Consider the following 24,894-nt stretch of genomic DNA (forward strand, 5'->3'; position numbering starts at 1 on the left):
TTCGGACCCACCGGCTTCGCTATAGACCGGCTTTCGAACCACGCATCGTCCGCCACCTTCATCGGTGGCTGCTGTCTTCCTGCACGGAGCACTGCCATGAGCGCAACGAAACTCCCTGATCTGCACACCCAGCGCGATCCGGCCAACGCCGATCACGAGGATGATCCCGCGACCGATCCCAACGGGTTTGTCGCTACCCTGCGCCGCATTGCGGCAGGCGCCGGCGCCGATGGCCAGCCATGGCACGAGCGCAACCTGAGCCTCGGCCGACGCATGCAGCTGGCCGACGCCGACTGCACCCTGGGCGGCCTGCGCGCCGTGGCCGAGATGGCCTTGGCCGAGGAGCGCACGCGGCAGAACGGCGCGCCCGAGCAGCGTCTGGGCGACCGGCAGATGGAGGGCCTGCTGATGGCGGTGCTGTCGCTGACGGTGATGGCCAGCGAGCGGGTGCAGGGGCAGCGGTAGGCCCCTGCCCCGGCATCCCCTCGATCACGCGCAAGGAGTTTCACCATGACCAGCACACCCGCACGCCGGTTGGCCTGCGCCGCGCTGGTGGCCGTACTGGCTGCCAGCGGCTGCGCGCGGCCGCCATCCACGGCGTTGGATGACGACATCGTCGCCACGCTCAAAGGCACCAACAGCCCCCGCACCGTGGGCGGCCGCACCTACACGGCGCAGCCGGTGGAGGCCAACCTGGGCCCGCACCGTTTCATGTTCCCGGCCAATCTCTACTACAACCAGATCGGCCCGTTTGCCGGTGGCGGCGTGATGCTGGCGGTGTTCTGGCCGGATTTCGATGCCGCGCCGCCGGGGGATCATCCGGTGCGGTCGGTGGAGGATGGGTACCGGCAGGTCTCGATTGAGCTGCGGTATGTGGGTGGCGCGGCGGCGGCGGATTACCTGGCGCAGGATCTGAGCGAGCGCGTGGCGCTGACGCCGCGCTGGGGGCTGACGCCTTATGCGGTGGATCGGTCGTGGGTGGCGCGGGATACGTGGGAGACGGCGCCGGATTGGTATGTGGTGCGGGACGGGGCTGGACGGGTGAGGACGTTCATCAGCTGCGACCCGTGGGAGTACATGCCGGATGGGGTGATGATCGAGGGTGGGAAGCTTGTTCGGTCTAGTGGGGACCGGGTGGCGATGTGCCGGCATTCGATGGTGGATGTGGCGGATGGCGTGGCTGTGGAGATGAGCTACGCGCGGGTGCTTCTGATCGAATGGCAGCGAGTGGAAGCGAGCACCCGCGAACTGATGCGCGGTCACCGGAAGGTGCGCTGATCCCGCGCATGAATTGCCGCTCATGGCGAACGTGTTCATCGTGAGGAGCAGACGCCGCAATGCCGCGCTCGCCCAGCAGGGTCTGACAACCTTGCGGTCGCAGGATATGCGACAGGAGCCTGAAACGATCACATCGCTCGCGCAGCAAAGAACCCGAAGGGTCGCACCGGCCCAGTCCTACGCCACCCAGAGGTGAATTCCGATTGCCCCACTTCTCCCACGGGAAGAAATTGGACATACTGTCCCCCGAATTCCCGGAGCACCCATGAACGCGTACGAACTGATCGACCTCTCCCTCCAGCGCTTCAGCCCCAAGGAGGTCGCCCAGGCACTGGGAGTTGATCCGAAGACGGTCCGCCGCTGGCAGCTGCGTGAAACCGAACCCAAGCCCTACATCGCAGACGCCATTCGTCAGCGCCTGCTGCCTTTCGGTGAGCCGCCATCGGGCGAGGGCAAATTCCGGTTCATCGATCTCTTCGCCGGCATCGGCGGCATCCGTACAGCTTTCGAGAAGCAAGGCGGCCGCTGCGTATTCACCAGCGAGTGGGACCCCTACGCGGTCAAAACCTACAAGGCCAATTTTCACGACGGCCCCGATCACCTCTTCGCTTCGGACATCACCAAGGTCCATGAGAACGACGTGCCGGATCACGACGTGCTCTTGGCGGGCTTCCCCTGCCAGCCGTTCTCCATCGCGGGTGTGTCCAAGAAGAACTCTCTCGGTCGTCCGCATGGTTTCTCGGACAAGACTCAGGGCACGTTGTTCTTTGACGTGGCACGCATCATCGATGCCAAGCGTCCTCGCGCTTTCCTGCTGGAGAACGTGAAGAATCTGATGAGCCACGACAAGGGTCGAACCTTCTCGACCATCATGGACGTGCTGAAGAATGAGCTTGGGTACCACGTGCACGCCAAGGTCATCAACGGCAAGCACTTCGGCCCCCAGCACCGTGAGCGAATCATCATCGTGGGCTTCCGCGAAGAGACCGCCTTCAACTGGGACGACCTGCAGCTGCCTGACTTCGGCATCTCGCCCCGTATGGGCTCGGTCCTGCACAAGCAGGATGGCAGTGAGGGCGAGGATCAGCCCTACATCGGCGGGGCAAAGGGCAAGGTGCTGGACAAGTACACGCTGTCGGACAAGCTGTGGGAGTACCTGCAGAACTATGCAGCCAAGCACCGCGACAAGGGCAATGGCTTCGGCTTCGGCCTGGTGACGCCCGAAAGTACCTGCCGCACGCTGTCCGCGCGCTATTACAAGGACGGCTCGGAAATCCTTATCTCTCAGGGGGCGAAGAAGAATCCCCGCAGGCTGACGCCCCGCGAATGTGCGCGCCTGATGGGGTTCGATGACAATTTCCGGATCCCGGTTTCGGACACCCGCGCCTACAAGCAGTTCGGCAATTCCGTGGTCGTCCCGATGATTGGAGAGGTGGCGCGGATCATGACGCCCCATCTCGTCCAGGAAGCCGCTTCCGAGCCGACCAAGCCGGCGAAGAAGAAGGCCAAGGCCTGACTTTGGTAGACAGCCTCACCCCGGAGCAGCGATCCGCGCAGATGTCGCGGATCCGCGGTTCGAACACCAAGCTGGAGGTCCTTGTCCGCAAGGGCCTCCATGCCCGGGGGCTAAGGTATCGGCTGGGTGGTGCAAAGCTGCCTGGCAGGCCCGACATCGTGCTGCCGAAGTATCGGACCGTGGTGTTCGTGCATGGATGCTTCTGGCACGGGCATGATTGCCCGCTGTATCGACTGCCCAAGACGCGCCCGGAGTTCTGGGCAGATAAGATTGGCAGGAACAGAGCGCGAGACCACCGCGTTACCTCTGAGCTTGAAGCCATGAACTGGCGGGTACTGACCGTATGGGAGTGCTCCCTACGCGGCAAGACCGCCAGTGAGCAGGCTTCATTTCTGGATCAGTTGGCCGAAATCCTACGGCAGGCTTCCCACTGAAGGAGAACGGGAGTGGAGATGGATTTTCTGGAACGGTACTCAGATCAATGGTCGCTGGTTGAGTCATTTGTCGGTCGCAGCGACAAGCTCTTCCTGAAGAAGCTGTCGTTCAATGATGCGTCGTGGGCAAATGAGGGTGGAGGTCATCAGTCAGGCTTCTACGTACCTCGCGACATCCGCGAGTCCGGTTTTTTTCCAGAGCTTCATGCCCGGGAAGACAAGCCTCATATCCTTGAGGCCAACTGCCCCTCCTTCTGGCCCCAAACCGGGGAAGTAAGGACTGATTCCGGGATCAAGTACTTCAGCAACAAGCGTTCTGAATGCCACTTCACGAGAATTCCTGCAGAGCTCTTTGCTGATCTGAATCCCGCATCCTGGCTGTTGGCCGGGTCGCTCTTGCAGGCAGAAGGGAGCGCATATCACTGGTTCATCGTGATCGACTCAGCATCTACTGAAGCGGAGTTGCTTGAGAGTCGCTTGGATATCCAATCGACCTTCCACTTCGAGCTCTTCAGTCCATCAAAGTTCAAGCGGGCCGCGGCCATCGATTCCGATGAGGCTGCCGAACTGATCAGCGAAATCGACGCCGCACTTCGTACTGGCTCCATCGAGGCACTTGCTGCCAAGTACTCCAGAATGCCGGATCCGGACGTACTGGCTGACGAGGCGAGAGCAGACTTCCTTGAATCAGTGAGATCACGGACGTTCAATCCATGGGAAATCAAGAAGCCTGGTGACGCTCTGATGCGCGTGAGCAGGGATATTGAGTTTGCGATCTACCGTAAACACGAGCTTCGCATGAGGGCTGTCGAGGTCTCCAAAGTCCTGGCTGAGCATGATCGAACTGCCACGGCCGCTGTGCGCGGGTTTGCGTCGTTGAACGCCCTTTTTCTATCCGCAAGCCAACAGAGAAAGAGCCGCGCCGGCAAGTCGTTTGAGTCCCATCTGGCAGCCATGTTGCAGGCTGGCGGAGTTAGATTCGAGGCGCAGGCAATTCTTGGTCAGCGACGCCCAGACTTCGTCCTACCTGACCAGGCAACGGTTGCCTTGGACACACAAAGGCGATATGAAGACGCGGCCATTCTTTCGGCCAAGACAACTCTACGCGAGCGCTGGAAGCAGATCACCCACGAACGCTTCAACTGTGCAATTTTCCTTGCGACAGTGGATGACCGGGTATCAAAGGAAGCGCTTGCAGATCTGCAGAAGGCAGAGATTACGCTGGTAGTTCCCGAGTCGCTGAAGACGAAGAACAATGAGTCTCTCTACTACAACGACACAAACGTGATTTCCTTCCGGGAGTTCTTCGACGAAGAGTTGGCGCGCAAGCGGCCATCCCTCCTTTTGGTGGACTAAGCCTGCGCACAGAGTCACGCGTGGCGACGAAGCCGCCACATATTTAATGAGCCCCACATCGACTGTCATACTCACGGGGGATGATTGGCAGTTAGTCATTGACCACCGTTTCGCCAAAAATTAGCTCTGCCAAAGCTGACCAGAGCTATGCTCCAACAGCCCAACCGCGCCACTTCAACTTCACTCGCGCGTTCAGCGAGCTACAAGCTTGGCACTCATGCGGTACTTTTTTGCCGAGAACCGAGCTACGAAGCCATGCCGAAGAAACTCAGGCGCAGAACTACGCGGTATTACTCCGTACCGATCCTTAAGGTCATTTAGCGCAGAACGCGGCAGCGGCAAGTCCCCGGACGACCCTAATATTTGACCGCGCCGTAGCAGCATGGGCTGTATCACTTCAATCGCCGACAACCCGCGCCCTCAGGAGACCGCTGCGACTAATTGCCTAACATGCCCCCTTGAAATCTCAAATGAAATTGGATCAAAATCCACTGAAATGAGGTGAATTGCCATGAGCGCCCCTCTGTGAAGAGTGATACATCAATACAGCAGACTTAGGCTGGCGCTACAGGGAGGCGGCGTGACAGAGGAAGTAGAGGTCCGGGTAAAGCGACTTGGCAAAACTATTGCCACAATATGCAGGCCGCTACTGGAGTTGGGGGGGGCGCCAGCAATCAGCTTTAGAGGGAAATTATGGCCACTCGCTGATGGCGTAATCGAGGTAGGCATTCCCGAAATCAGTGAGCACACAGAGGCAGAAAGCAAAACAGGCAATCCCGGCCCCGTAGCGGCACCGGCTGCCTCTGCGCAGGAACAGGAGAATCGTGCTGCTGGCGAAGCCACCTGGCAGGACGACCCTATCACTGAGCCGCCGAGCGCACGCCTCATTGTTGATGCAGGTCCAGGAACAGGAAAGACGCACGCCGCGTGCGCGCGCGTCGCATCTATGGTGAACAGCGGAATTCCAGCCTCTCGAATCAGTCTGATCAGCTTCACCCGCACTGCAGTCGTAGAGATCCGCAACCGCATCGCTAGAGCACTTGAAGATCCAGCTGACTCTGCCAGCATTCGAATCATTACACTCGATGCATTCGCGTGGGCTGTCCAATCAGGATTTACGAAGAATGCCCGTCTTACGGGAAGCTATGAAGACAACATCAATGCCGCGCACCGCCTTGTGCTGGATGATCCTGATGTTCGTGACGATCTCGTCCGCATAGAGCATCTGATCATCGATGAAGCTCAAGACATTGTTGGAGCTCGTGCCGATCTAATCCTTGCGATGATTGACGCTCTCGATCCGGAGAGTGGCATCACCGTATTCGCTGATCGCGCACAGGCAATCTACGGCTTCGCTGAGCTTAACCAAGAGGGCAGATGCACCAACTTCCTCGACGAACTAGTGAAGCGCGGATTTCGGCAGCTTTACCTGACAAAAGTTCATCGCACCAACGACCCCAATCTTCTTGCAATTTTCACTGATCTTCGTCGCACAGTACTGGATAGCCGGAGGCCAGACATCGAAAGGCATGTCCAGAGCGAGATCCGGCGCTTGGCACATGAGGATGTTGGGGACGTAGGAAAACTTGATCTTTCGATGGTCTCGAGCGATTCGTTAGTGCTAATGCGCAATCGCTTGGACGTACTTATCGCATCCAGTCATGCTGGAACGACCCCGCATCGCCTGCGGCTTTCAAACATGCCCATCTGCGTGCGAGCGTGGGTTGCGCACCTGTTCTGGGACTATGTACATCGGCGAATATCACGTGATGAGTTCGAGAGACGCTGGCACGAACGTGGAATACAGGCGCCCATCAATTGCGCTGAGGCATGGAGCCGCTGCGTGGAAGTAGCCGGCGAATCTGCAGTGACGGTCGATCTACATATGCTGCGCAAAGTCCTTGCCCGCACCAATCCGCCGATGATTTTCTGCACGCCAGAGTTTGGTACCTCAGGGCCAATTCTTGGAACTATTCATGCAAGCAAAGGGCGCGAGGCGCCGACTGTTTATCTCTATCTGCAAGAGCGGTTAGCAATAGATGACACGGGTGAAGAGTCTCGCGTAATGCTTGTCGGCGCTACCAGACCACGTGAGCGGTTGCTCGTTGGTACGACCAACGGGCCGAGCTGCAGAGTCACAAATGACCGCTTGTGGCGCAACACCGGACAGTCAATTCAGGTGGAGGTTGGCAGACCCTACGACATTGATCCTCCGGGACTTGTAGGGCGACCATTCTTCTCGCGTCAAGACGACGCGATGGCTGCGCAGTCAGCTTGGGCGTCCCAATCGCTTCGACAACGCATGGTCCTGCGCGCCCAGGAGAGCGCAGGCTGGCAGTACGTATTGAATGATGGAGAGCAGCGCTTGGCTGGACTGAGCGAGCGTTTCAAGTCCGATATCAATCTTATTTCATGGAAAATACAAAAGCGTATTGGTTGGCTTGGTGCTTGTCGGTCAATCGGCATTCGATCAATGGTTGTTGCGCCGGACAGCAGTTACTCGGAAAGCATGCTTGAACCGTGGAAATCGAGCGGCTTTCTATTTGCCCCCCTCCTCAGCTCCCTCTCAATTGCTATACCGAGGCCCCGTCAATGACCGTTCGCGATACTCTTGTCGACCAGCTTGCTATCGATCTGATCGGCCCGCTAGCTAACGACGAAATCATCGATGCTAGACCATCGGACGTCTATCTCACTGGTATTCTCTGGCCTCAGAACACTGTCCTACCACCGGAGCAGGACGAGCGCCTCGCAGTCGCAGGCGGAGATGGAGACAGTAATGAAGAGACTGACGCGGCTTCCCAGCCCGCCGCGTCCCGGATGCGGCGCCCTTCAACGGCCGGATTATCATTCGCTTGCGCGTCGGATAGCGCGGACGCGCCACGGGTTGTCGTGGAAGTTGCATGTGCTCGCTATCAGCCGCATCCAAATCAGACAAACCGATGGGTTCGCACGCCTTGCCACGTGCCACTCCAAGACATTGTCCTGACTCCCGGCAGCCATGACTTCCCGGTACCCATTGCCGGCATCAATGGTGTCCGACTGAATGTGAGGGTTATAGCGTTTGAGGCTGGAGTACTGGCTACGATCACATTGGTAAATGGCTCCTTGCCTGAACGAAGCAGGGACGCAATCGAGGTTGCAACGTTATTCCAAACAGGCTTGACTGTTCGGGCTGCTGCCGAGTCCCGCCTCATCACACGCCCAAGCCGGAAAACGGCGATCGATGCTGACGATCGCTCCAATGCCCTCCTATTTCGTCATTCGCGCGAGTACGCCACCGGCCACACGTGCTCCGCTCGATGGAGCATTGACGCCGAGGGGCAAGAGATCGATGCCGTACAAACAACTTGGATGCCTCAGGCCACAGCAAGAGCGGTGAGTCCCGACGGGGCACACCACTTTGCCAAGCTCGCTGATTCCGGCTCGCTTGCGGCAGCAACGCTGGCCGACAGTACCGATGATGAATTGATCAAGCATCTTGGCAGCATATGTGATGCATATGCCGATTGGTTGGAAGATCAGCGCATGACACTGGAGGGCATTCCGAACCACCTCCTGGTAACAGCAAACTCTCATCTTGCCGAAATTCAGCTAGCGCTTGATCGGATGCGTCGCGGCGTGAATAGGCTAGCTACTGATCACGCAATGGCTGAAGCGTTCCGCCTTGCCAATCTCGCGATGGAAACCCAGCGAGTCTGGAGCGGATCCTCCTTGATCTGGCGTCCATTCCAGCTCGGCTTTCTGCTTCTTTCGATGGAGTCAACACTAGACTCCCAGCATCCGGACCGCGGTGTAATGGACCTCCTTTGGTTCCCAACTGGCGGCGGCAAGACTGAAGCATATCTCGGTCTAGTGGCCATGGTGGCTTTTCATCGCCGCCTTGCAGGTGCGAAGCCTCAGGATGGCGACGGTGTAGCATGCATCATGCGCTACACGCTGCGGCTACTGACTACGCAGCAGTTCATCCGTGCGGCTGCCACAATCTGCGCCTGCGAGGCGATCCGCCGCGGCACTGTGGCCTCAGGCAGGAAGCACCAATTGGGAACAACTCCATTCTCGCTTGGGCTATGGGTTGGCGGCGACGCCACACCAAACACGCGTAAGGACGCATTTGATAACAAGGGAGACAGTTTCAAGCCTCAAGCTCGGCAGCTTACCAAGTGCCCGTGCTGCAACGAAGATCTAAATTACGTCCAACGCCGGCACACAGACTCGATAGTTACCGAATGTCGCACTTCTGGATGCGCACTGAATGGAACACCAATTCCGATTTTCTCTGTTGACGAAGACATCTACCAGCAGCGTCCAACGATGCTGATTGGCACGGTCGATAAGTTTGCTCAGATTGTCCGCAACCCAGCGTCACGCGCGCTATTCGGGGTCGGAACGTCGATGCAGCCGCAACTCATTCTTCAAGACGAACTACATTTGATTTCGGGGCCACTTGGAACGCTAACAGGTCTCTATGAAGTCGCGATTGATATCATCCTCTCGCATAACGGCCGCCCACCGAAAATCGTCGGCTCGACAGCGACAATCCGGCGCGCCCAAGATCAGGTCCGTGCCCTGTTTGATCGAGCTACTTGCCAGTTCCCCCCTCCCGGCCTGAGTGCAGAGGATTCTGGCTTTGCCGTGGAAGATCGCAACCTGGCGGGTCGCCGGTACGTTGGAATAACCACTGCAGGACGATCGGCGAAGTTCACTCTCCAAGCGGTAGCTGCTTCTCTTTTGAATGGCGCGCTTAATCGTCTTGGCGAGAGTGACCGAGACCCATACTGGACACTTTTGGCTTACTTCAATTCACTACGTGAACTAGGTGGCGCACTGGTACTTATGCAGGACGACGTATCTGACACTCTTGCACTTTTGGCGGCTCGACGGAGTGATAGCACCCGTCAGCTTTCTGAAATCGAAGAGTTGACGTCGCGCCGAACTCAAGCAGACATTCGCGACATGCTTGACAAGCTCGCGGTACCAGCGGACAAACCTGGCGCCGTGGATGTCGTTCTTGCTACGAACATGGTGAGCGTTGGCGTTGACATTCCACGCCTCGGACTGATGCTAGTGAATGGCCAGCCTAAGACAATGGCAGAGTACATCCAGGCTACGAGCCGCGTCGGCCGCGGCAAGGTCGAGGGTCTCGTGGTAACCCTACTGAATGGAGCGAAACCCCGTGACCGCTCTCACTACGAGACTTTCAGTACTTGGCACTCGATGCTCTACAGATTCGTTGAGGCTACGAGCGCTACGCCGTTTGCATCACGAGCTCGGGACAGGGCACTGCATGCGGTCCTTGTTGCGCTCGTGCGCCATCTGATCCCAGAGATGCTCGAAGAGCCCACGTGGTCGGACGGTTCTATCAAGCGCGCGCGCGAACTGATTGACCTTGTCGTCGCCCGCGCAGGCAGGATCGATGGGGATGAAGGAGATGTGCGCAACGAGCTACAGAGGCGGCTTGATGCCTGGATCCGGCGTGCGCCGGAGATTTACTGGAAGAAAGCTGGCTCACGCACATCGGCGCTGATGCAGAGTGCAGAAGAAGCAGCAGCGCGACGCGCTACTGGACGAGTAGTTGGACAAGCCTGGCCTACTCCAAACTCCATGCGTGGCGTCGAGCCCGCCACTCCCTTCCGATTGGTCAATGGTTTGAGGAGCAATGATGTCGCGCAATAAACTTGGGGCGGTCCGCCGCAGTGCAGCTGCATCCCTCTTCGGCCCCGGCGCCGTGATTGATTTCCGGGCCGGTGATGCCCCGATCTCGGCAGTCGCAGCTGGTCTCGAAGAGTGGGATAGAAATTTTCCGCCTGCGGGAATGAGAAACGAACAAACCGTGCTCGAAGTTCGACTGCAGAAGAAACTTCGCGTGCAGGGTTTTCGTCTGCCACCAGTTTCGACCGATGAGTTCGATCGATCTGATAGCAAGGCCCTCGTAGCTGTTCGATTCCCAAATTGGCTGCAATGTCCGCAATGCAATCGCCTTGGGGAGTCGCGTGCGTGGTCTGACGAGACTGGACAGCCCGGACTCTATTGCGCGCAGTGTACGCAACGCACGCCCGGCCGCAGGAAGGTATGGGTAGTACCTGTTCGCTTCGTGATGGCTTGCGAGGCCGGACATCTCGATGAGTTCCCATGGCACTCATGGGTCCGGCACAATGAAGGATGTCAGCGGCGTACCTTCCTCAGCCTCGTGTCTGAGCGCGCCGGTCTTGCAGGCCTGATCCTCAGCTGCCCGAACTGCAATGCTCGTCGTTCAATGGACCGGGTTTTTTCCGAGGAGACTTGGGAGACTTTTCCGAACTGTCGCGGCCGCCGCCCATGGCTCGCGGGCGCTGATGAAACATGTAGGCACAAGGCTCGCGCGGTTCAGCGCGGTGCGTCCAACCTCTATTTCCCGGTGATCGAATCAGCTCTCAGCATCCCACCGTGGTCTGATCAGATTCAAGAGGCTATGGGCGTGATGTGGGATCAGTTCATGAATGTTGAAGATCCTGATGAGCGCGCGATGCTCGTGCGTATTCTCGCGAAGAATGAGCTGAAGCCCGTTCTCGCTGAATTGGGCATGACGCCAGAAGCTTTTACCGAAAATCTGAACCTTCGGTTGAATTCGCAGGAGGGAATTGACACTGATAATCTCAGAGGCGAAGAGCATCGGCAATTTACTAGTGGCGTCGCTGACCACGGGCCAGATCGCGAGTTCGAGATGCGCCCCCAAACGGTGCCACCAGCTGTGGCAGAATGGTTCTCCCACCTCGTCCGCGTTGTTCGACTGAGGGAAGTTAGTGCTCTGAAGGGCTTTACACGCATTCACCCGCCCGGAGATCCGGATTCTCCGAACGTCGCTCCGATATCTTCGCGACGCTTGGACTGGCTACCCGCTATCGAAGTACGTGGAGAGGGCATCTATCTTGAACTCAGTTCTGACGCACTTGCCCACTGGGAGACACGGGACTCGGTGATCCAGCGAATTAGCGCCTTAGATGAGCGTCACAAGGCAAGTTGGCGCGAGCGCTTCGGCGAGGACGTGGCACCCAATCCGATCACGCCCCGCCAAGTGCTCGTGCACACCCTCGCTCATGCGCTTATGCGCCAGCTCACACTCGACTGTGGCTACTCTTCAACTGCACTCAGAGAACGCCTTTATGTCGACCAGGGCGAGGCCTCAATGGCAGGCTTGCTCATCTACACGGCTACAACCGACGATGACGGCACATTGGGCGGCCTGCAGCGAGAAGGCTCACCGGATCGAATGGAGCGAACAATCAAGGCCGCGATCCAGGCTCAAGCTTGGTGCTCATCGGATCCACTATGCATCGAAGACCTTTTGGTCGGTGAGAACGGCATGTCGCTCGCGGCATGCCACGCTTGCGTGCTTGCGCCAGAGACATCATGCGAGGCATTCAATAATTTCCTCGATCGCGCCCTTCTGGTCGGCTCCCCCCAAGATCCGTCACTCGGATTTTTCCACGCCCTCGTGTCGGAGAGTGATTAAACATGGCGACCATGTGGCCACGGCTTCTGCCAGCCGCGATCCGAGCTGAGTCGAGACGAGCAGCAGAAGTCCGCGTCTATGACGCGTTGGCTGCCCAGCTAGGCTCCGCGTGGGTAGTTTTTTACTCGCGCCCGTGGCTGGGAGAAACATCGACGGGTTCCGAGATCGATGGCGAGTCTGATTTTGTTGTTGCTCACCCCGACTACGGCGTGCTTTTCATCGAGGTCAAGGGTGGCGCCATCACTTATGACCCCGCTCAGGATCGCTGGACCAGCACGGATCGCTATGGCATTCGACACCGCATCAAGAATCCCATCAAGCAGGCTGCCGACAGTAAGCACACCCTTTTAAAGAAGGCACAGGCTGAGCGTGGCTGGCCGCGAGGCTTCTTCCGTTTTCGTCATGGGGTCGTATTCCCCGACGTTTCTGCAGTGCCGCAGAACGTGGGACCAGATGGTCCGCGCGAGATTTTTGCAACGCGACAGGAGCTCGATCAACTCGTGCCTTGGATTGTTCAACGGCTATCCGGTGGAAATGAGGATGCACTCGGCCCTCACGGCGTGAGGGTACTCGAACACCTACTTGCTCGACCCATCCAGCTGCATTCGCCATTGTCTTATTCAAGCGCTGATGATGACGCAGCGATCGAGATCCTCACTCCCCAACAGTTCCACATCCTCAACGCCTTCGAAGATCTGCGTCGCGTGGCGATATCAGGTGGTGCAGGAACGGGCAAGACCGTTCTCGCGTGTGAAGACGCACGAAGGCTTTCAGCTTCTGGCAAACGCACTCTCCTGACCTGCGGATCTGTTCAACTCGCACGGCACATCCGTGACGTTCTTAGAGATAGCGGTGTTGAGATTGAAACATTTTCTGACCTAGCTCGGCGGCTTGGGAGACAATCCGGGGTTCTCGCGAACAGCGCACTGCCTCGCCCTGGACAGCTGCCTGAGGTTGTCTTTGACAGCCTGTCGACAAGACCGGATCTTGCCTATGACGCAGTTGTCGTGGATGAAGCGCAAGACTTCACGCCAGCGACCTGGGTCGCGATTGATGCACTCGCGAACAGAAGTGAAGGATCGCTCCTCCATGCCTACTTTGATAGTAACCAGCGGCTCTATGGAGAGCTGCGCAGCCATTTTGACGCCTACACACTTCTGCCGATCCGCCTTAGCCGCAATCTGCGCAATACCCAGAACATTCATGACGCGACACAACGTTTCTACCGCGGCCCGGCCTTGATTGCTGATGGTCCACTTGGCGCACTTGTGCAATGGATCAGTAGCGAGGATGCAAAGCTCGAGCGGGTTGCACTCGATGAAATCCGACGGCTCGTCAGCACTGAGGCCGTGTTGCCCGAAGACATTGCAGTACTTGCTCCCGAAGCTGAAATCCTGGATAAACTCGTCATTCCGCTTCGCGATCAAGTCCTCGCTGGGCTAACGCTTTCAACGATCGGAGATTTCAAAGGACTCGAGCGTCGATTCGTGATTTTGCTTGCGACACGCTCGCTTTCTGATTTGCCAGAAATGGCTTATGTCGCGTTGTCGAGAGCGCGTGCGCACTTGACGGTTGCTGGTCCTGCAGAAGTTATTAAGTGGCTAAGAGAACAATGAACCCTGCTATTGAACCAATCGTTCACACAGCATGATCAAGATAACGCCGGACAAAATTTGAAAAATCTCCGCAGATGCTATTGAGCCGCCAAGGATAGGCAGTCTCCGCAAGGGGCCCGAGCTACATATCTCAAGCTGATGCGACTGCCGAAAAGCCCTTGGAGTACTCTTCTACAATTCGACCCATCTCCCTTCTTCACTCCCTGCAAAGAGAAAGGGCAATCATTTCTGATTGCCCTTTTTCAGCTTAATCGAGATCAAACCCCAACAGGGTTAGCCTTCTCCGGGTCAATCTTGTACTGCTTGATCGCCCGCGCCACATCCTTAGCCGTCATCTTCCCGTCCTTGGCCAGCGCCGCAATCGCGGCATGCGCGATGTAGTACCGGTCAACCTCGAAGAAGCGACGCAGGTTCGCACGGGTATCCGAACGGCCAAAACCATCGGTACCCAGCACGGTGTACGACATCGGCACGAACGCACGGATCTGGTCCGCATACGCACGCACGTAGTCGGTGGCGGCAATCGCCGGGCCCTGGCGGCCTTCCAGCAGCTCGGTCACGTAGGCCTTGCGCTGCTCACCTTCCGGGTGCAGGCGGTTGGCACGTTCCACGTCGAAACCATCGCGACGCAGTTCGTTGAAGCTCGGGCAGCTCCAGATATCGGCGGTCACGCCGAAGTCCTTGTCCAGCAGCTCGGCGGCGGCAATCACTTCACGCAGGATCGTGCCCGAACCCAGCAGCTGCACGCGCAGGTCGCCCTTCTTCGGCTTGCCGGCGTCGGTCAGCAGGTACATGCCCTTCACGATGCCTTCGGCTGCACCTTCCGGCATTTCCGGGTGGGTGTAGTTTTCGTTCATCAGGGTCAGGTAGTAGTACTCGTCTACCTGGTCTTCCATCATGCGCTTGGTGCCGTGCTGCAGGATCACCGTCACTTCGAAGCCGAAGGTCGGGTCGTAGCTGCGCACGTTGGGAATGCCACCGGCCACCAGATGGCTGAAGCCATCTTCGTGCTGCAGGCCTTCACCGTTCAGCGTGGTGCGGCCGGCGGTGCCGCCCAGCAGGAAGCCGCGGGTACGCATGTCGGCGGCCTGCCAGGCAATGTCGCCCACGCGCTGGAAGCCGAACATGCTGTAGTAGATGTAGAACGGCAGCATCGGCACGTTGCTGACCGAGTAGCTCGTACCGGCGGCCATCCACGAGCTGATCGCGCCCGGCTCGCTGATACCCTGCTGCAGCACCTGGCCGCTCTGGTCTTCGCGGTAGAACATCAGCTGGTCGGCGTCGACCGGCTTGTACTTCTGGCCGAACGGCGCGTAGATGCCGATCTGGCGGAACAGGCCTTCCATGCCGAAGGTACGGGCTTCGTCGGCCACGATCGGCACGATGTGCGGGCCCAGTTCCTTGTCACGCAGGGTGATGTTCAGGCTCTGCACGAAGGCCATGGTGGTGGAATAGCTGCGCTCGCCGCTGCTCTTCAGCAGGCGCTCGTAGGTTTCCAGCTTCGGTGCGTTGAAGCTCTTTTCGGCCTTGCGGCGGCGCTGCGGCAGGTAGCCACCCAGCGCGGCACGGCGTTCCTGCAGGTACTGCACTTCCGGCGAATCCGGGCCCGGGTGGTAGAACGGCACCTGGCCGTCGGCCAGCTGCGCGTCGGTCACCGGAATGTTGAAGCGGTCGCGGAAGTGGCGCACCGCTTCGTCGTCCAGCTTCTTGGTCTGGTGGGTCGGGTTCAGCGCTTCACCGGCGCTGCCCATGCCGTAACCCTTCACGGTCTTGGCCAGGATGACGGTCGGCATGCCCTTGGTGTTCACGGCCTGGTGGTAGGCGGCGTACACCTTGTGCGGGTCGTGGCCACCACGGTTCAGGCGCCAGATGTCGTCGTCGGAAAGACCGGCCACCATGGCGGCGGTTTCCGGGTACTTGCCGAAGAAGTGTTCGCGGGTATACGCGCCACCGAAGGCCTTGCAGTTCTGGTATTCGCCGTCGACGGTTTCCATCATCAGCTTCTTCAGCACACCGTCGGTGTCCTTGGCCAGCAGGGCATCCCAGTAACCGCCCCACAGCAGCTTGATCACGTTCCAGCCGCCGCCACGGAACACGCCTTCCAGTTCCTGGATGATCTTGCCGTTGCCGCGCACCGGGCCGTCCAGGCGCTGCAGGTTGCAGTTCACCACGAAGATCAGGTTGTCCAGGCCTTCACGGCCGGCCAGCGCAATGGCGCCCAGGGTTTCCGGCTCGTCGCTCTCGCCGTCGCCGATGAAGCACCACACCTTGCGGTCGCTCTTTTCGATCAGGCCACGGTTTTCCAGGTAGCGCATGAACTGCGCCTGGTAGATGGCGGCCAGCGGGCCCAGGCCCATCGACACGGTGGGGGTCTGCCAGTAATCGGGCATCAGCCACGGGTGCGGGTACGACGACAGACCGCCGCCGTCCACTTCCATGCGGAACTTGTCCAGCTGCTCTTCGCTGATGCGGCCTTCCAGGAAGGAACGCGCGTAGATGCCCGGGGCGCTGTGGCCCTGGATGAACAGCAGGTCGCCCGGATGGCTGTCGCTGGGGGCGCGCCAGAAGTGGTTGAAGCCCACGTCGTACAGGGTGGCACCGGAAGCGAACGAGGCGATGTGGCCGCCCAGGTCGCCCGGCTTGCGGTTGGCGCGCACCACGGTGGCCATCGCATTCCAGCGGATGATGGAACGGATGCGCCATTCCAGCTCGGCATTGCCGGGGCTCTTGGCCTCCAGCTGCGGCTCGATGGTGTTCACGTATTCGGTAGTGGGAGAGAACGGCAGGTACGCACCCGAACGACGGGTCAGTTCCACCATGCCTTCCAGCAGCTGATGCGCGCGCTCGGGGCCCTCGACATCAATGACGGCCTTCAACGACTCGATCCACTCCTGGGTTTCAACAGGATTGGTGTCGTTGTTCAGCACTTCGTTCAACCAGTTCATTAGCGCTCCCATTACCGCACGCACGCGCGCGACTGTTGTATAGATTTCTAGACCGCAAAGTGTAGCGCACCAAGGGCTTTCGTCACTTCGCTACGCTGCCGTATGGAGGCGTTGGGCCTGTGTCCGCAAGGCCTGTCCCGGGCTGTCCCGGCGCCGGACAGTCTGGTTTTTCAGGCACCTGCGAGCGGCAGCCCCCCTGCCTCGCTGTCGCTTCTGCACCGCTGGGTGCACCGGCAGGACGCAGTGTTACCGCTGGCCATGACCGTTGTAGGGCAAGGCTTGCGCCGCTGTAGGGGCCTTCCGGGCGCTGGCGATGAACCGCCGCCAACATGTCGCCCTTGCCTCTGGATTGCCCAGCGCGGTGGCAGGAAGCTGCACCGCGCAGGCAGCCCCTTCCCCTGCGGCACCCGCCACCAGGCGCCGCAGCTGCTTCGCCCAGAACCCACCGCAGCTTCGCGGTGGGTTCTTTCTTTGTGGGCCGCCGTGGCCGGAATGCAGCATGGGTTTGGCCCGAATATGGACTTGTCCGGTCCGTCTTATCGATATATCGTTTGCACACTCGTTACCGATATATCGAAATGAGCCGATCCGCGACCCTGCGGGCCCGCCCGGCCCCATCCCCTGAAGTCCCCCGCCGCAATGGCCAGCCGCGCGTACTGAGCCGCGGCGACCTGCGCCTGCTGGTGCTGGCCCTGATTGGCGAACAGCCGCGCCACGGCTACGAACTGATCCAGCACATCAGCGGCTTGTTCATGCAGGCCTACACGCCCAGTGCCGGCACCATGTACCCGCTGCTGGCCAGCTTCGAGCAGGCCGGCTGGGTGGAACCGCACGAAGAAGACGGCCGCCGCGTGTTCCGCATCACCGCCGCCGGCGAATTCGAACTGAAGGTGCAACGGCCGCAGGTGCGGCTGGCCCAGCGTCGCGCGTTCGACCGGGCCCGCGAGATCACCAAGGCCTCGCTGCCACCGCCGCTGGCTGCCGCCCTGCGCGAATTCAAGCAGGCGCTGGTGCGCCACCACGGCCGCTGGAGCGAGGGCGAGGCCGAACAGGTGGCCGCCCACCTGCAGCACGCCGCCGCACTGTTGAACGGATCTCTGGGCGATGGACCGCTGCCGATCACCCCGACCGAGCCAGACTGACGCCCGCCAGGTCTTCCCCTATTGCCGCGCGCCCCGCGCGACCTTACCGCTACAGGTACTGACATGACCGACCATGAAAACAAGCGACTGCGCCTGGATGTGCGCTTCCGCCAGCTGACCGTGCTGCGCACCGAAACCGTAACCCCGCACATGCGCCGCGTGGTGCTGGGCGGTGCCGACCTGGCCGGCTTCGATTCGCCCGGCGCCGACGACCACATCAAGCTGTTCTTCCCCAACAGCAGCGGCGAAATGGTGCTGCCCACCATGACCGCCGAGGGCCCGCGCTACCCCGAGGGCAAGGAACATTCGCCGGCACGCGATTACACCCCGCGCTGGTGGGACCACGAAACCGGCGAACTGGCCATCGACTTCGTGCTGCACGACCAGGGCATTGCCGGGCCGTGGGCACAGCGCGCGCAGCCGGGCGACACCCTGGCCATCGGCGGCCCGCGCGGTTCGTTCGTGGTGGCCGACACCTACGATGCCTACGTGCTGATTGGCGATGAAACCGCGCTGCCGGCCATCGCCCGCTGGCTGGACGTGCTGCCGGAAAATGCCGAAGTGCAGGCGTGGATTGAAGTGGGCGACGAAGACGAGCGCCAGGACCTGCCGCAGTACGAGAACGTGCGCATCCACTGGCTGGAGCGCAACGGCTTCCCGGCGGCCACCAGTACCCTGCTGGAAGACCAGTTCACCGACTTCGAAGCCCCCGAGGGTGACACCTTCTACTGGATTGCCACCGAATCGCGCCGCGCGCGCATGATGCGCAAGTTCCTGGAAGGCCACCTGGGCGTACCGCGCGACTGGATTCGTTCCACCGGCTACTGGAAGGCCCACCCGGACGAAACCGACGGCGATTGACCCCGCTGTTCTGTAGAGTCGAGCCATGCTCGACTGCCGCTGTTCTGTAGAGTCGAGCCATGCTCGACTGCCGCTGTTCTGTAGAGTCGAGCCATGCTCGACTGCGGTTCCATGGAATCGAGCACGGCTCGACTCTACAGAAACGCATCGCCACGATCTCTGCCACAATCGCGCTCCTTTCCCGCACCTGTGAGGCCCACCATGGGCAAACTGACCCTGGCCGGCATCGACAAGCTGCGCACCCGTTTTGCCGATGACGCCGCCTGCGATACGGCGCTGGCCGCCTTCGCCGACGCCGCCGCCCTGCGCGCGCCGCTGCGCGAACTGCTGGACGCCGAGCACCGCTACCTGCAGGCCGAATTCGAAGTGGCCCAGGTGGCCGACGTGCTGCGCCGCGACCAGAAGTACGCACCGGCCGGCCGCCCTTCCGTGCATATCGTGCAGCTGCGCAAGCAGCAGGCCGCCACCAAGCAGGCCGCACTGATTGCCCGCCAGGTGGTGGCGCAGGCCGCGCAGACCTTCGTGCGGGTAAGCGCCATGGCGGTGAAGGCCAAGCAGAGCCCGAGCGACGCGTGCGCCGCATGGTTGATCGCGCAGCGGTGATAGCAGGAGCCCCACGCAAAAAAGAAGGCCCGCTTTTCAGCGGGCCTTCTGCCTTCTCACGACGAGTGAGCGGGTTACATCAAGCGGCCGGCTTCTCGCCGGTGGCTTCGGTGGTGATGCGGATCTTCACTTCATCGCTGACGTTCGGGGCGTACGCGCCCACGCCGAAGTCGCTGCGCTTCAGGGTGGTGGTGGCGTCGAAGCCGGCCGCCGGCACCTTGGCCATCGGGTGCTCGCCACCGCCATTGATGGTCACGTCCAGGGTGACCGGCTTGGTGATGCCCTTGATGGTCAGGTCGCCGGTGACGGTCAGCTTGTTGGTGCCGGCCGCTTCAACCTTGGTGCTCTTGAAGGTGGCATCGGCGAACTTGGCAGCGTCGAAGAAGTCGGCGCTCTTCAGGTGCTCGTCGAACTTGGCGGTGAAGCTGTTCAGGCCGCTGAGCGGCAGCTTCACTTCCACGGTGCTCTTGGTCACGTCGGCGGCGTCGTACACCAGGGTGCCTTCCACGTTGCCGAAGTGGGCGCTGGGGTTGGAGAAGCCAAAGTGGCTCCACTGGGCCAGCACGTCGGTGTGGGTCGGGTCCAGCTTGTAGGTGCCCGAGGCGATCTGGATCGCTTCGGCAGCCGGGGCCGCAGCGGCGGCGTCGGCGGCCGGGGTGGCGGCCTGTTCGGTGGTGGCCGGGGCGGCGGCATCAGCGGCCGGGGCGGCGGTGTCGGCCGGCTTCGAGCAGGCGGCAATGGCCAGGGTCAGGGCCAGCGGCAGCAGCAGTTTACGGGTGGCGCTCATCAGGAAACTCTCCGGATCGTAGGGTGGGTACACGGTGCAGCAGGGGCCCGCCAAGGTGGCTGGGCCGAAACCGAGACAGCGACTTACGCGATGCGCGCCGCTTCGTCGAACGACAGACGCGGCAGACGGGGGAACAGGCCCGAGGGATCACCGTAACCCAGGTTGACCAGGAAATTCGACTTGATGCTGGTGCCGGCGAAGAACGCTTCGTCCACCTTGGCATTGTCGAAGCCGGACATCGGGCCGGCATCCAGGCCCAGCGCGCGCGCGGCCAGGATCAGGTACGCGCCCTGCAGGCTGCCGTTGCGGAACGCGCCTTCGTGGCGGCCTTCGCGCGGGCCGTCAAACCAGGCCTTGGCATCGGTGTGCGGGAACAGGTACGGCAGCTTTTCGTGGAAATCTTCGTCGAAGGCCACGATGACGGTAACCGGCGCGGCCAGGGTCTTGTCATGGTTGCCTTCGGACAGGGCCGGGGCCAGCTTGGCCTTGGCTTCGGCCGACTTCACGAACACGAAGCGCGCCGGGCTGCCGTTGGCGGCGGTCGGGCCCCACTTCAGCAGCTCGTACAGCGCGTGCAGCTGGCTGTCGTCCACCGGCGTGTCGGTGAATGCATTCTGGGTGCGGGCGGTGCGGAACAGCTGGTCCAGTGCAGCAGCGTCAAGCGCGTGGGACATCGTGGATCTCCAGGGCAGCAACAGGGAAAAGGGCGAAGCAACGCAGGGGCTGCGGCGCGAAACAATGAACCGCAGTGTAGAGTGTCGCGACTGTTGCAACACCCAGCAGGGCTGAAACGAATTAATGCCAATGGTGAAACGATCAAGCGCGCCGTGGACGATCACCGACGGCCGTGCCGGCAATGTGCGCCAGGCCGTGGCGCTGGCCTCGGCCCTGCGCCTGGGCACCCACCGCCCCTTGGTTCTGCAGCCCCGCGCGCCGTGGCGTTGGCTGTCGCCGCACCGCCTGCCGGGTGATGTGCGCGGCTACGGTGAGGCGTTGGCGACATTGGCGGCCGAGCCGCCGCCGCTGGCCATTGGCTGTGGCCGCCAGGCCGCCGGCGCACTGCGTGTGCTGCGTGCACGCGGCAGCCAGGTGGTGCAGATCCTGGACCCGCGCATGGCACCCCGCCATTGGGATCTGCTGGTGGTACCCGAACACGATGCCCTGCGTGGCAGCAACGTGCTGACCCTGCTGGGCAGCCTGAACCCGGTGGACGATGACTGGCTGAGCCTGGGCCGCGCCGCCTTTGCCGATTTCGGTGCCCTGCCCGGCCCGCGCACCGCCTTGCTGGTGGGCGGGCCGACGCCGCTGGCACCGTGGGACGAAGCCGGCATGGTGCGCGTGTTCCAGACGCTGGCCGAACAAGTGCGCAGCGAAGGTGGCAGCCTGCTGGCCACCACCTCGCGGCGCACGCCGCCGGCGCTGGCCGAAATGCTGCGCGCCATCTTCGCCGGCCTGCCGCACGTGATCTGGGGCGACGGCGGCGATGGCGTGAACCCCTACGCCGGCCTGCTGGGCTGGGCGCAGCGGGTGGTGGTCTCGCCCGATTCGGTGAACCTGCTGTCTGAAGCCTGCGCCACGCGGTTGCCGGTGGCGGTGGCGCTGGCCGGGACCGCGCAGGGACGCCTGGCCCGCTTCCAGCAGCAACTGCACGCACGCGGGCGCCTGCAGGCGCGCTGGCTGGATTGGCAGAGCGCGGCGATCAAGCCACTGCGCGAGACCGCGCGGGTGGCGGCGGACATCCGCGCGCGGCTCACCGTGGCGTAGGGACGCGCGTATGATCGACGCGCGGGCGGCTGCCCGCTGCCCTGGTTTCCCCCAAGGAGGAAAGGATGCGCACCCTGCCGTTGACCGCCGTGGCCGCGCTGGCCTGCGCCGGCCTGCTGCACATGGCCCCGGCCCACGCCGACCGTCGTGTGATCATCCTGCAGGAGACCCGTCCGCAAGGACCCCGTTTGGCGATGTCGGCGCCCATGCTGGCCGCTGCCCGCGACGCTGCCGCCAGGGACGCCCAGGACGCCGGCCGACCGCCGGCTCCAGGCACGGAAGTGAAGCTGCCGCAGATGCGGGTGAGCGCCATTGCTACCACGGTGGATGGCCGCCGCGAGGTGCTGCTGCAGGACGCGGACAATCCGCAGAACACCGCATCGATGCAGTGGGACCGGACCGCAGGTGACCCGGCAGTGCAGTTCAGCGTCGGCCAGGCGGTGAACTTCGAACCGGCCGGTTCGGGCAAGGGCTGGCAGGTACGCGACAGCCAAGGGCGGCCTCTGGAATACGTACCTGAGGCGAGCGGCCCGCGCGATCTTTTTGATACGCGCGACTGAGCACGCGCAGCCGCAAAGCTGAACCGATCATTTTGGCTTTGCCGCGGGCCGGGCGGATAATGGGCGGTCCACTGTTCCCCCTGGCTCGCCATGTCCGTGCGTCCTGCCCCCGTGTTTGCCCCGCTGACCCCGCGCGCCCTCGTGCTGGCGGTGCTGGCCATGGGCGCGGTGGTGCTGCTGTCCAACGTGCTGGTGCAGTACCCCATCAATGACTGGCTGACCTGGGGTGCCTTCAGTTACCCGGTGGCGTTCCTGGTCAGCAACCTCATCAACCGCCGCTTCGGCCCGGGTCCGGCCCGGCGCGTGGCGTGGATCGGTTTCCTGGTGGCGGTGGTGCTGTCGGTGTGGGTGGCCACCCCGCGCATTGCCGTTGCCTCGTGCTCGGCGTTCATCGTGGCGCAGCTGCTGGACATCACCGTGTTCGACCGCCTGCGCCGTGGCAGCTGGTGGCGCGCACCGATGGTGGCCACCACCTGCAGCGCCACGGTGGACACCACCATTTTCTGGTCGATCGCCTTTGCCGGTTCCAGCCTGCCGTGGGTGAGCTGGGCCGCAGGCGACCTGGCCGTGAAGCTGGCCATCGGCGTCTGCCTGCTGGCCCCGTTCCGCGCGTTGCTGTGGAAGATGGCGCCGCTGCGCAGCGAGCTGCGCTGAGCGCGGGTTCCCGGCCGGCCACATGACCCGGTAGCGGCCAACCTTGGTTGGCCTGCGGGTTCCGTGCGTGCCAACCAAGGTTGGCACCTACCAAGAGCGCATTCCCAGCCGGCCGCATGACCGGGTAGTGGCCAACCTTGGTTGGCCTGCGGGTTCCGCGTGTGCCAACCAAGGTTGGCACCTACCAAGCGCGGGTTCCCGGCCGGTCGCATGACCCGGTAACGGCCACCCCAAAGCGGATTTCCAGCCGGCCGCATGACCCGGTAGTGGCCAACCTTGGTTGGCCCGCGGGTTGCGTGCGTGCCAACCAAGGTTGGCACCTACCAAGCGCGGGTTCCCCAGAGCGGGCTCCCGGCCGGCCGCGCATCACGCGAACGGCAATCCGGCGGCCACGCACGCGGCGGTAATCACGCTGCAGGCGTCTTCAATGGCGGGCGTGGGCGGGGCCAGGCGCGGGCGGCGATCGAGCGTGCAGGCCAGCCCCACATGCAGCAATGCGGCGTGCGCGCGATGCAGCGCCTGCGCGGTTTCTGCAGGCAGGAACTCCGCAGCGGCCAGTGCGTCGATCAGCGACGGCGTATCGCGCGGCTGCAGCAGCGCGGGCTGCTGTGCGCTGCGCGCCAATACGCCGGTCTGCAGCAGGAACTCCAGATCCACCACGCCACCACGCCCCTGCTTCAGGTCGAAGCGGCCGCTATCGCTGCGGTCCAGTTCACTGCGCATGCGCCCACGCATCTTCAGCACATCGGCATACAAGGTCTGCAGGTCGCGCATGCGGCCCAGCGTCTGGCCACGCACCTGTTCGAAATCGGCCAGCAGGCTGGCATCGCCGGCCACGCCGCGCGCGCGCACCAGCGCCTGGTGTTCCCAGGTCCACGCGCGTTCGCGCTGGTATTCGGTATAGCTGGCCAGCGAGGACACCAGTGAGCCCTTGCCACCATCGGGGCGCAGGCGCACGTCGATGTCGTACAGGCGGCCGGCGGCAGTAACCGCCCCCAACAGCGCCATCACCTTCTGCGCCAGACGTGCGTACCAGCGCCCCGGTTCCAGCGGGCGCGGGCCATCGCTGGCCTCGATGCCCGCCGGGTGATCGTGCAGGAACACCAGGTCCAGATCGGAACCGAAGCCCAGTTCCAGACCGCCCAGGCTGCCGTAGCCGATGATGGCAAAGCGCCCGCCGGGCACCTGGCCGTGGGCGGCGTGCATATCGGCCTCGGCCAGGGCCAGCACGGTCATCACCACCGCCTGCGCCAGTTCGGCCAGTTGCCGGGTGCTGTCCACCGCGCCCTGGCGGCCATCCAGCGTGGCCATGGCCATGCGGAAACTCAGCGCCAACCGCGTTTCATTCAACCAGCGCAGCTGCGATTCGGGGTCTTCCACCGGCAGCACCTGCCGGCATTCGGCCAGCATGCCGGTGAAGGCCGGCATCGGCCCAGACACGCGTACATCCAGCAGTTCGTCCAGCAGCAGTGGGTAGGCGGCCAGCCGCTCGGCCAGCAGCGCGCTGCGCGCCAGCACATCCACCAGCCGCGCCAGCGCGCTGGGTTGTTCGTCCAGCAGCGCCAGGTAGCTGGTACGGCGCAGGACCGCCTGCAGCAGGCCCAGCACGCGCTTCAGCGCGGCATCGGGTTGCGGCGAACGGGTGGCGGCATGCAGCAGCGCCGGCAGCACCCGATCCAGGCGCGCGCGGGCACCGTCGGAGAGCGCTTTGACGCCTGTGCTCTGGGCGAAATCGCGCAGCGACTGGTCGGCACCGTTGGCGTCGAAGAAACCGGCTTCGGCCAGCAGTTCGGCATTGCTGCCCTCGGGCAGGCTGCGCCAGTAGCTGGCCAGTGCATCGGGCGCGGCCTGGCCTTTTCGCGGCGCCAGCAATGCGGCGAATTCGG

General features: G+C 62.1%; 18 protein-coding genes and 1 pseudogene. 15 read left to right on the plus strand and 4 right to left on the minus strand.

Translation table 11 applies throughout. The features are described 5' to 3' along the window. Positions 1-96: 96 nt before the first annotated feature. The 9 genes from RTY46_RS07175 (at position 97) to RTY46_RS07215 (ending at position 13,692) form a co-directional block, all read left to right on the plus strand. Positions 97-465 carry a hypothetical protein gene (locus RTY46_RS07175; RefSeq protein WP_108767543.1) on the plus strand — a complete coding sequence of 123 codons (369 nt, stop codon included), beginning with the start codon at positions 97-99 and terminating at the stop codon, positions 463-465. Positions 466-510: 45 nt separating this feature from the next. Beyond that, the gene (locus RTY46_RS07180) at positions 511-1,278 is read left to right on the plus strand and encodes a hypothetical protein (RefSeq protein ID WP_312707469.1); all 768 of its coding nucleotides are present in this window, start codon (positions 511-513) and stop codon (positions 1,276-1,278) included. Positions 1,279-1,543: 265 nt separating this feature from the next. Beyond that, a complete protein-coding gene (dcm, locus tag RTY46_RS07185; RefSeq protein ID WP_312707470.1) occupies positions 1,544-2,794 on the plus strand; it encodes a DNA (cytosine-5-)-methyltransferase in 1,251 nt (416 codons plus the stop codon). Between the two features lie 2 nt (positions 2,795-2,796). After that, complete coding sequence (locus tag RTY46_RS07190) at positions 2,797-3,228, plus strand: very short patch repair endonuclease (protein ID WP_312707471.1); 432 nt, start codon at positions 2,797-2,799, stop codon at positions 3,226-3,228. Between the two features lie 18 nt (positions 3,229-3,246). Continuing rightward, the gene (locus RTY46_RS07195; protein ID WP_312707473.1) at positions 3,247-4,584 is read left to right on the plus strand and encodes a type II restriction endonuclease; all 1,338 of its coding nucleotides are present in this window, start codon (positions 3,247-3,249) and stop codon (positions 4,582-4,584) included. A gap of 580 nt (positions 4,585-5,164) precedes the next feature. Further along, complete coding sequence (locus RTY46_RS07200; RefSeq protein WP_312707475.1) at positions 5,165-7,180, plus strand: UvrD-helicase domain-containing protein; 2,016 nt, start codon at positions 5,165-5,167, stop codon at positions 7,178-7,180. Next, on the plus strand, positions 7,177-10,260 hold the full coding sequence (locus RTY46_RS07205) for a helicase-related protein (RefSeq protein ID WP_312707476.1): 3,084 nt from the start codon (positions 7,177-7,179) through the stop codon (positions 10,258-10,260). Before RTY46_RS07200 ends, RTY46_RS07205 begins: the two co-directional genes overlap by 4 nt. Then, positions 10,247-12,076, plus strand: coding sequence for a DUF1998 domain-containing protein (locus RTY46_RS07210; RefSeq protein WP_312707477.1), 1,830 nt, complete (start codon positions 10,247-10,249; stop codon positions 12,074-12,076). The genes RTY46_RS07205 and RTY46_RS07210 overlap by 14 nt, the downstream gene beginning before the upstream one ends. Positions 12,077-12,078: 2 nt before the next feature. Next, positions 12,079-13,692: an NERD domain-containing protein gene (locus RTY46_RS07215; protein ID WP_312707478.1), complete on the plus strand. Its 1,614-nt coding sequence runs from the start codon at positions 12,079-12,081 to the stop codon at positions 13,690-13,692. A gap of 257 nt (positions 13,693-13,949) precedes the next feature. On the opposite strand, the gene aceE is transcribed toward RTY46_RS07215, so the two are convergent. Then, positions 13,950-16,637 carry a pyruvate dehydrogenase (acetyl-transferring), homodimeric type gene (gene aceE, locus RTY46_RS07220; RefSeq protein ID WP_312707479.1) on the minus strand — a complete coding sequence of 896 codons (2,688 nt, stop codon included), beginning with the start codon at positions 16,635-16,637 and terminating at the stop codon, positions 13,950-13,952. A gap of 578 nt (positions 16,638-17,215) precedes the next feature. Here aceE and RTY46_RS07225 point away from each other — a divergent pair. The 3 genes from RTY46_RS07225 to RTY46_RS07235 all read left to right on the plus strand — a co-directional run bounded on the left by RTY46_RS07225 (position 17,216) and on the right by RTY46_RS07235 (position 19,243). Then, positions 17,216-17,779, plus strand: a complete 564-nt coding sequence (locus RTY46_RS07225; RefSeq protein WP_312707480.1) for a PadR family transcriptional regulator — start codon at positions 17,216-17,218, stop codon at positions 17,777-17,779. A 63-nt stretch (positions 17,780-17,842) separates the two neighbouring features. Further along, positions 17,843-18,640 (plus strand): siderophore-interacting protein, encoded by a 798-nt coding sequence (locus RTY46_RS07230; RefSeq protein ID WP_312707481.1) that lies wholly within the window; start codon positions 17,843-17,845, stop codon positions 18,638-18,640. A 201-nt stretch (positions 18,641-18,841) separates the two neighbouring features. Beyond that, positions 18,842-19,243, plus strand: a complete 402-nt coding sequence (locus RTY46_RS07235; protein ID WP_312707482.1) for a hypothetical protein — start codon at positions 18,842-18,844, stop codon at positions 19,241-19,243. Between the two features lie 79 nt (positions 19,244-19,322). Here the strand turns inward: RTY46_RS07235 and RTY46_RS07240 are convergent, their stop codons facing one another. Together RTY46_RS07240 and RTY46_RS07245 are read right to left on the minus strand one after the other, a co-directional pair. After that, positions 19,323-20,030 carry a YceI family protein gene (locus RTY46_RS07240; RefSeq protein WP_312707483.1) on the minus strand — a complete coding sequence of 236 codons (708 nt, stop codon included), beginning with the start codon at positions 20,028-20,030 and terminating at the stop codon, positions 19,323-19,325. A gap of 83 nt (positions 20,031-20,113) precedes the next feature. Continuing rightward, positions 20,114-20,704 (minus strand): malonic semialdehyde reductase, encoded by a 591-nt coding sequence (locus RTY46_RS07245; RefSeq protein WP_108761050.1) that lies wholly within the window; start codon positions 20,702-20,704, stop codon positions 20,114-20,116. Between the two features lie 130 nt (positions 20,705-20,834). On the opposite strand from RTY46_RS07245, the gene RTY46_RS07250 reads away from it, so the two are divergent. The 3 genes from RTY46_RS07250 (at position 20,835) to RTY46_RS07260 (ending at position 23,008) form a co-directional block, all read left to right on the plus strand. After that, positions 20,835-21,794: a mitochondrial fission ELM1 family protein gene (locus RTY46_RS07250; RefSeq protein WP_312707484.1), complete on the plus strand. Its 960-nt coding sequence runs from the start codon at positions 20,835-20,837 to the stop codon at positions 21,792-21,794. A gap of 65 nt (positions 21,795-21,859) precedes the next feature. Next, the gene (locus tag RTY46_RS07255) at positions 21,860-22,354 is read left to right on the plus strand and encodes a hypothetical protein (RefSeq protein WP_312707486.1); all 495 of its coding nucleotides are present in this window, start codon (positions 21,860-21,862) and stop codon (positions 22,352-22,354) included. A gap of 90 nt (positions 22,355-22,444) precedes the next feature. Then, a complete protein-coding gene (locus RTY46_RS07260; RefSeq protein ID WP_312707487.1) occupies positions 22,445-23,008 on the plus strand; it encodes a queuosine precursor transporter in 564 nt (187 codons plus the stop codon). Positions 23,009-23,374: 366 nt separating this feature from the next. On the opposite strand, the pseudogene RTY46_RS07265 reads toward RTY46_RS07260, so the two are convergent. Continuing rightward, positions 23,375-24,894 (minus strand): annotated as a pseudogene (locus tag RTY46_RS07265) (glutamine-synthetase adenylyltransferase); the annotation flags it as partial.

Origin of the sequence: Stenotrophomonas sp. (assembly GCF_032056425.1) — a bacterium.
GTDB lineage: Bacteria > Pseudomonadota > Gammaproteobacteria > Xanthomonadales > Xanthomonadaceae > Stenotrophomonas.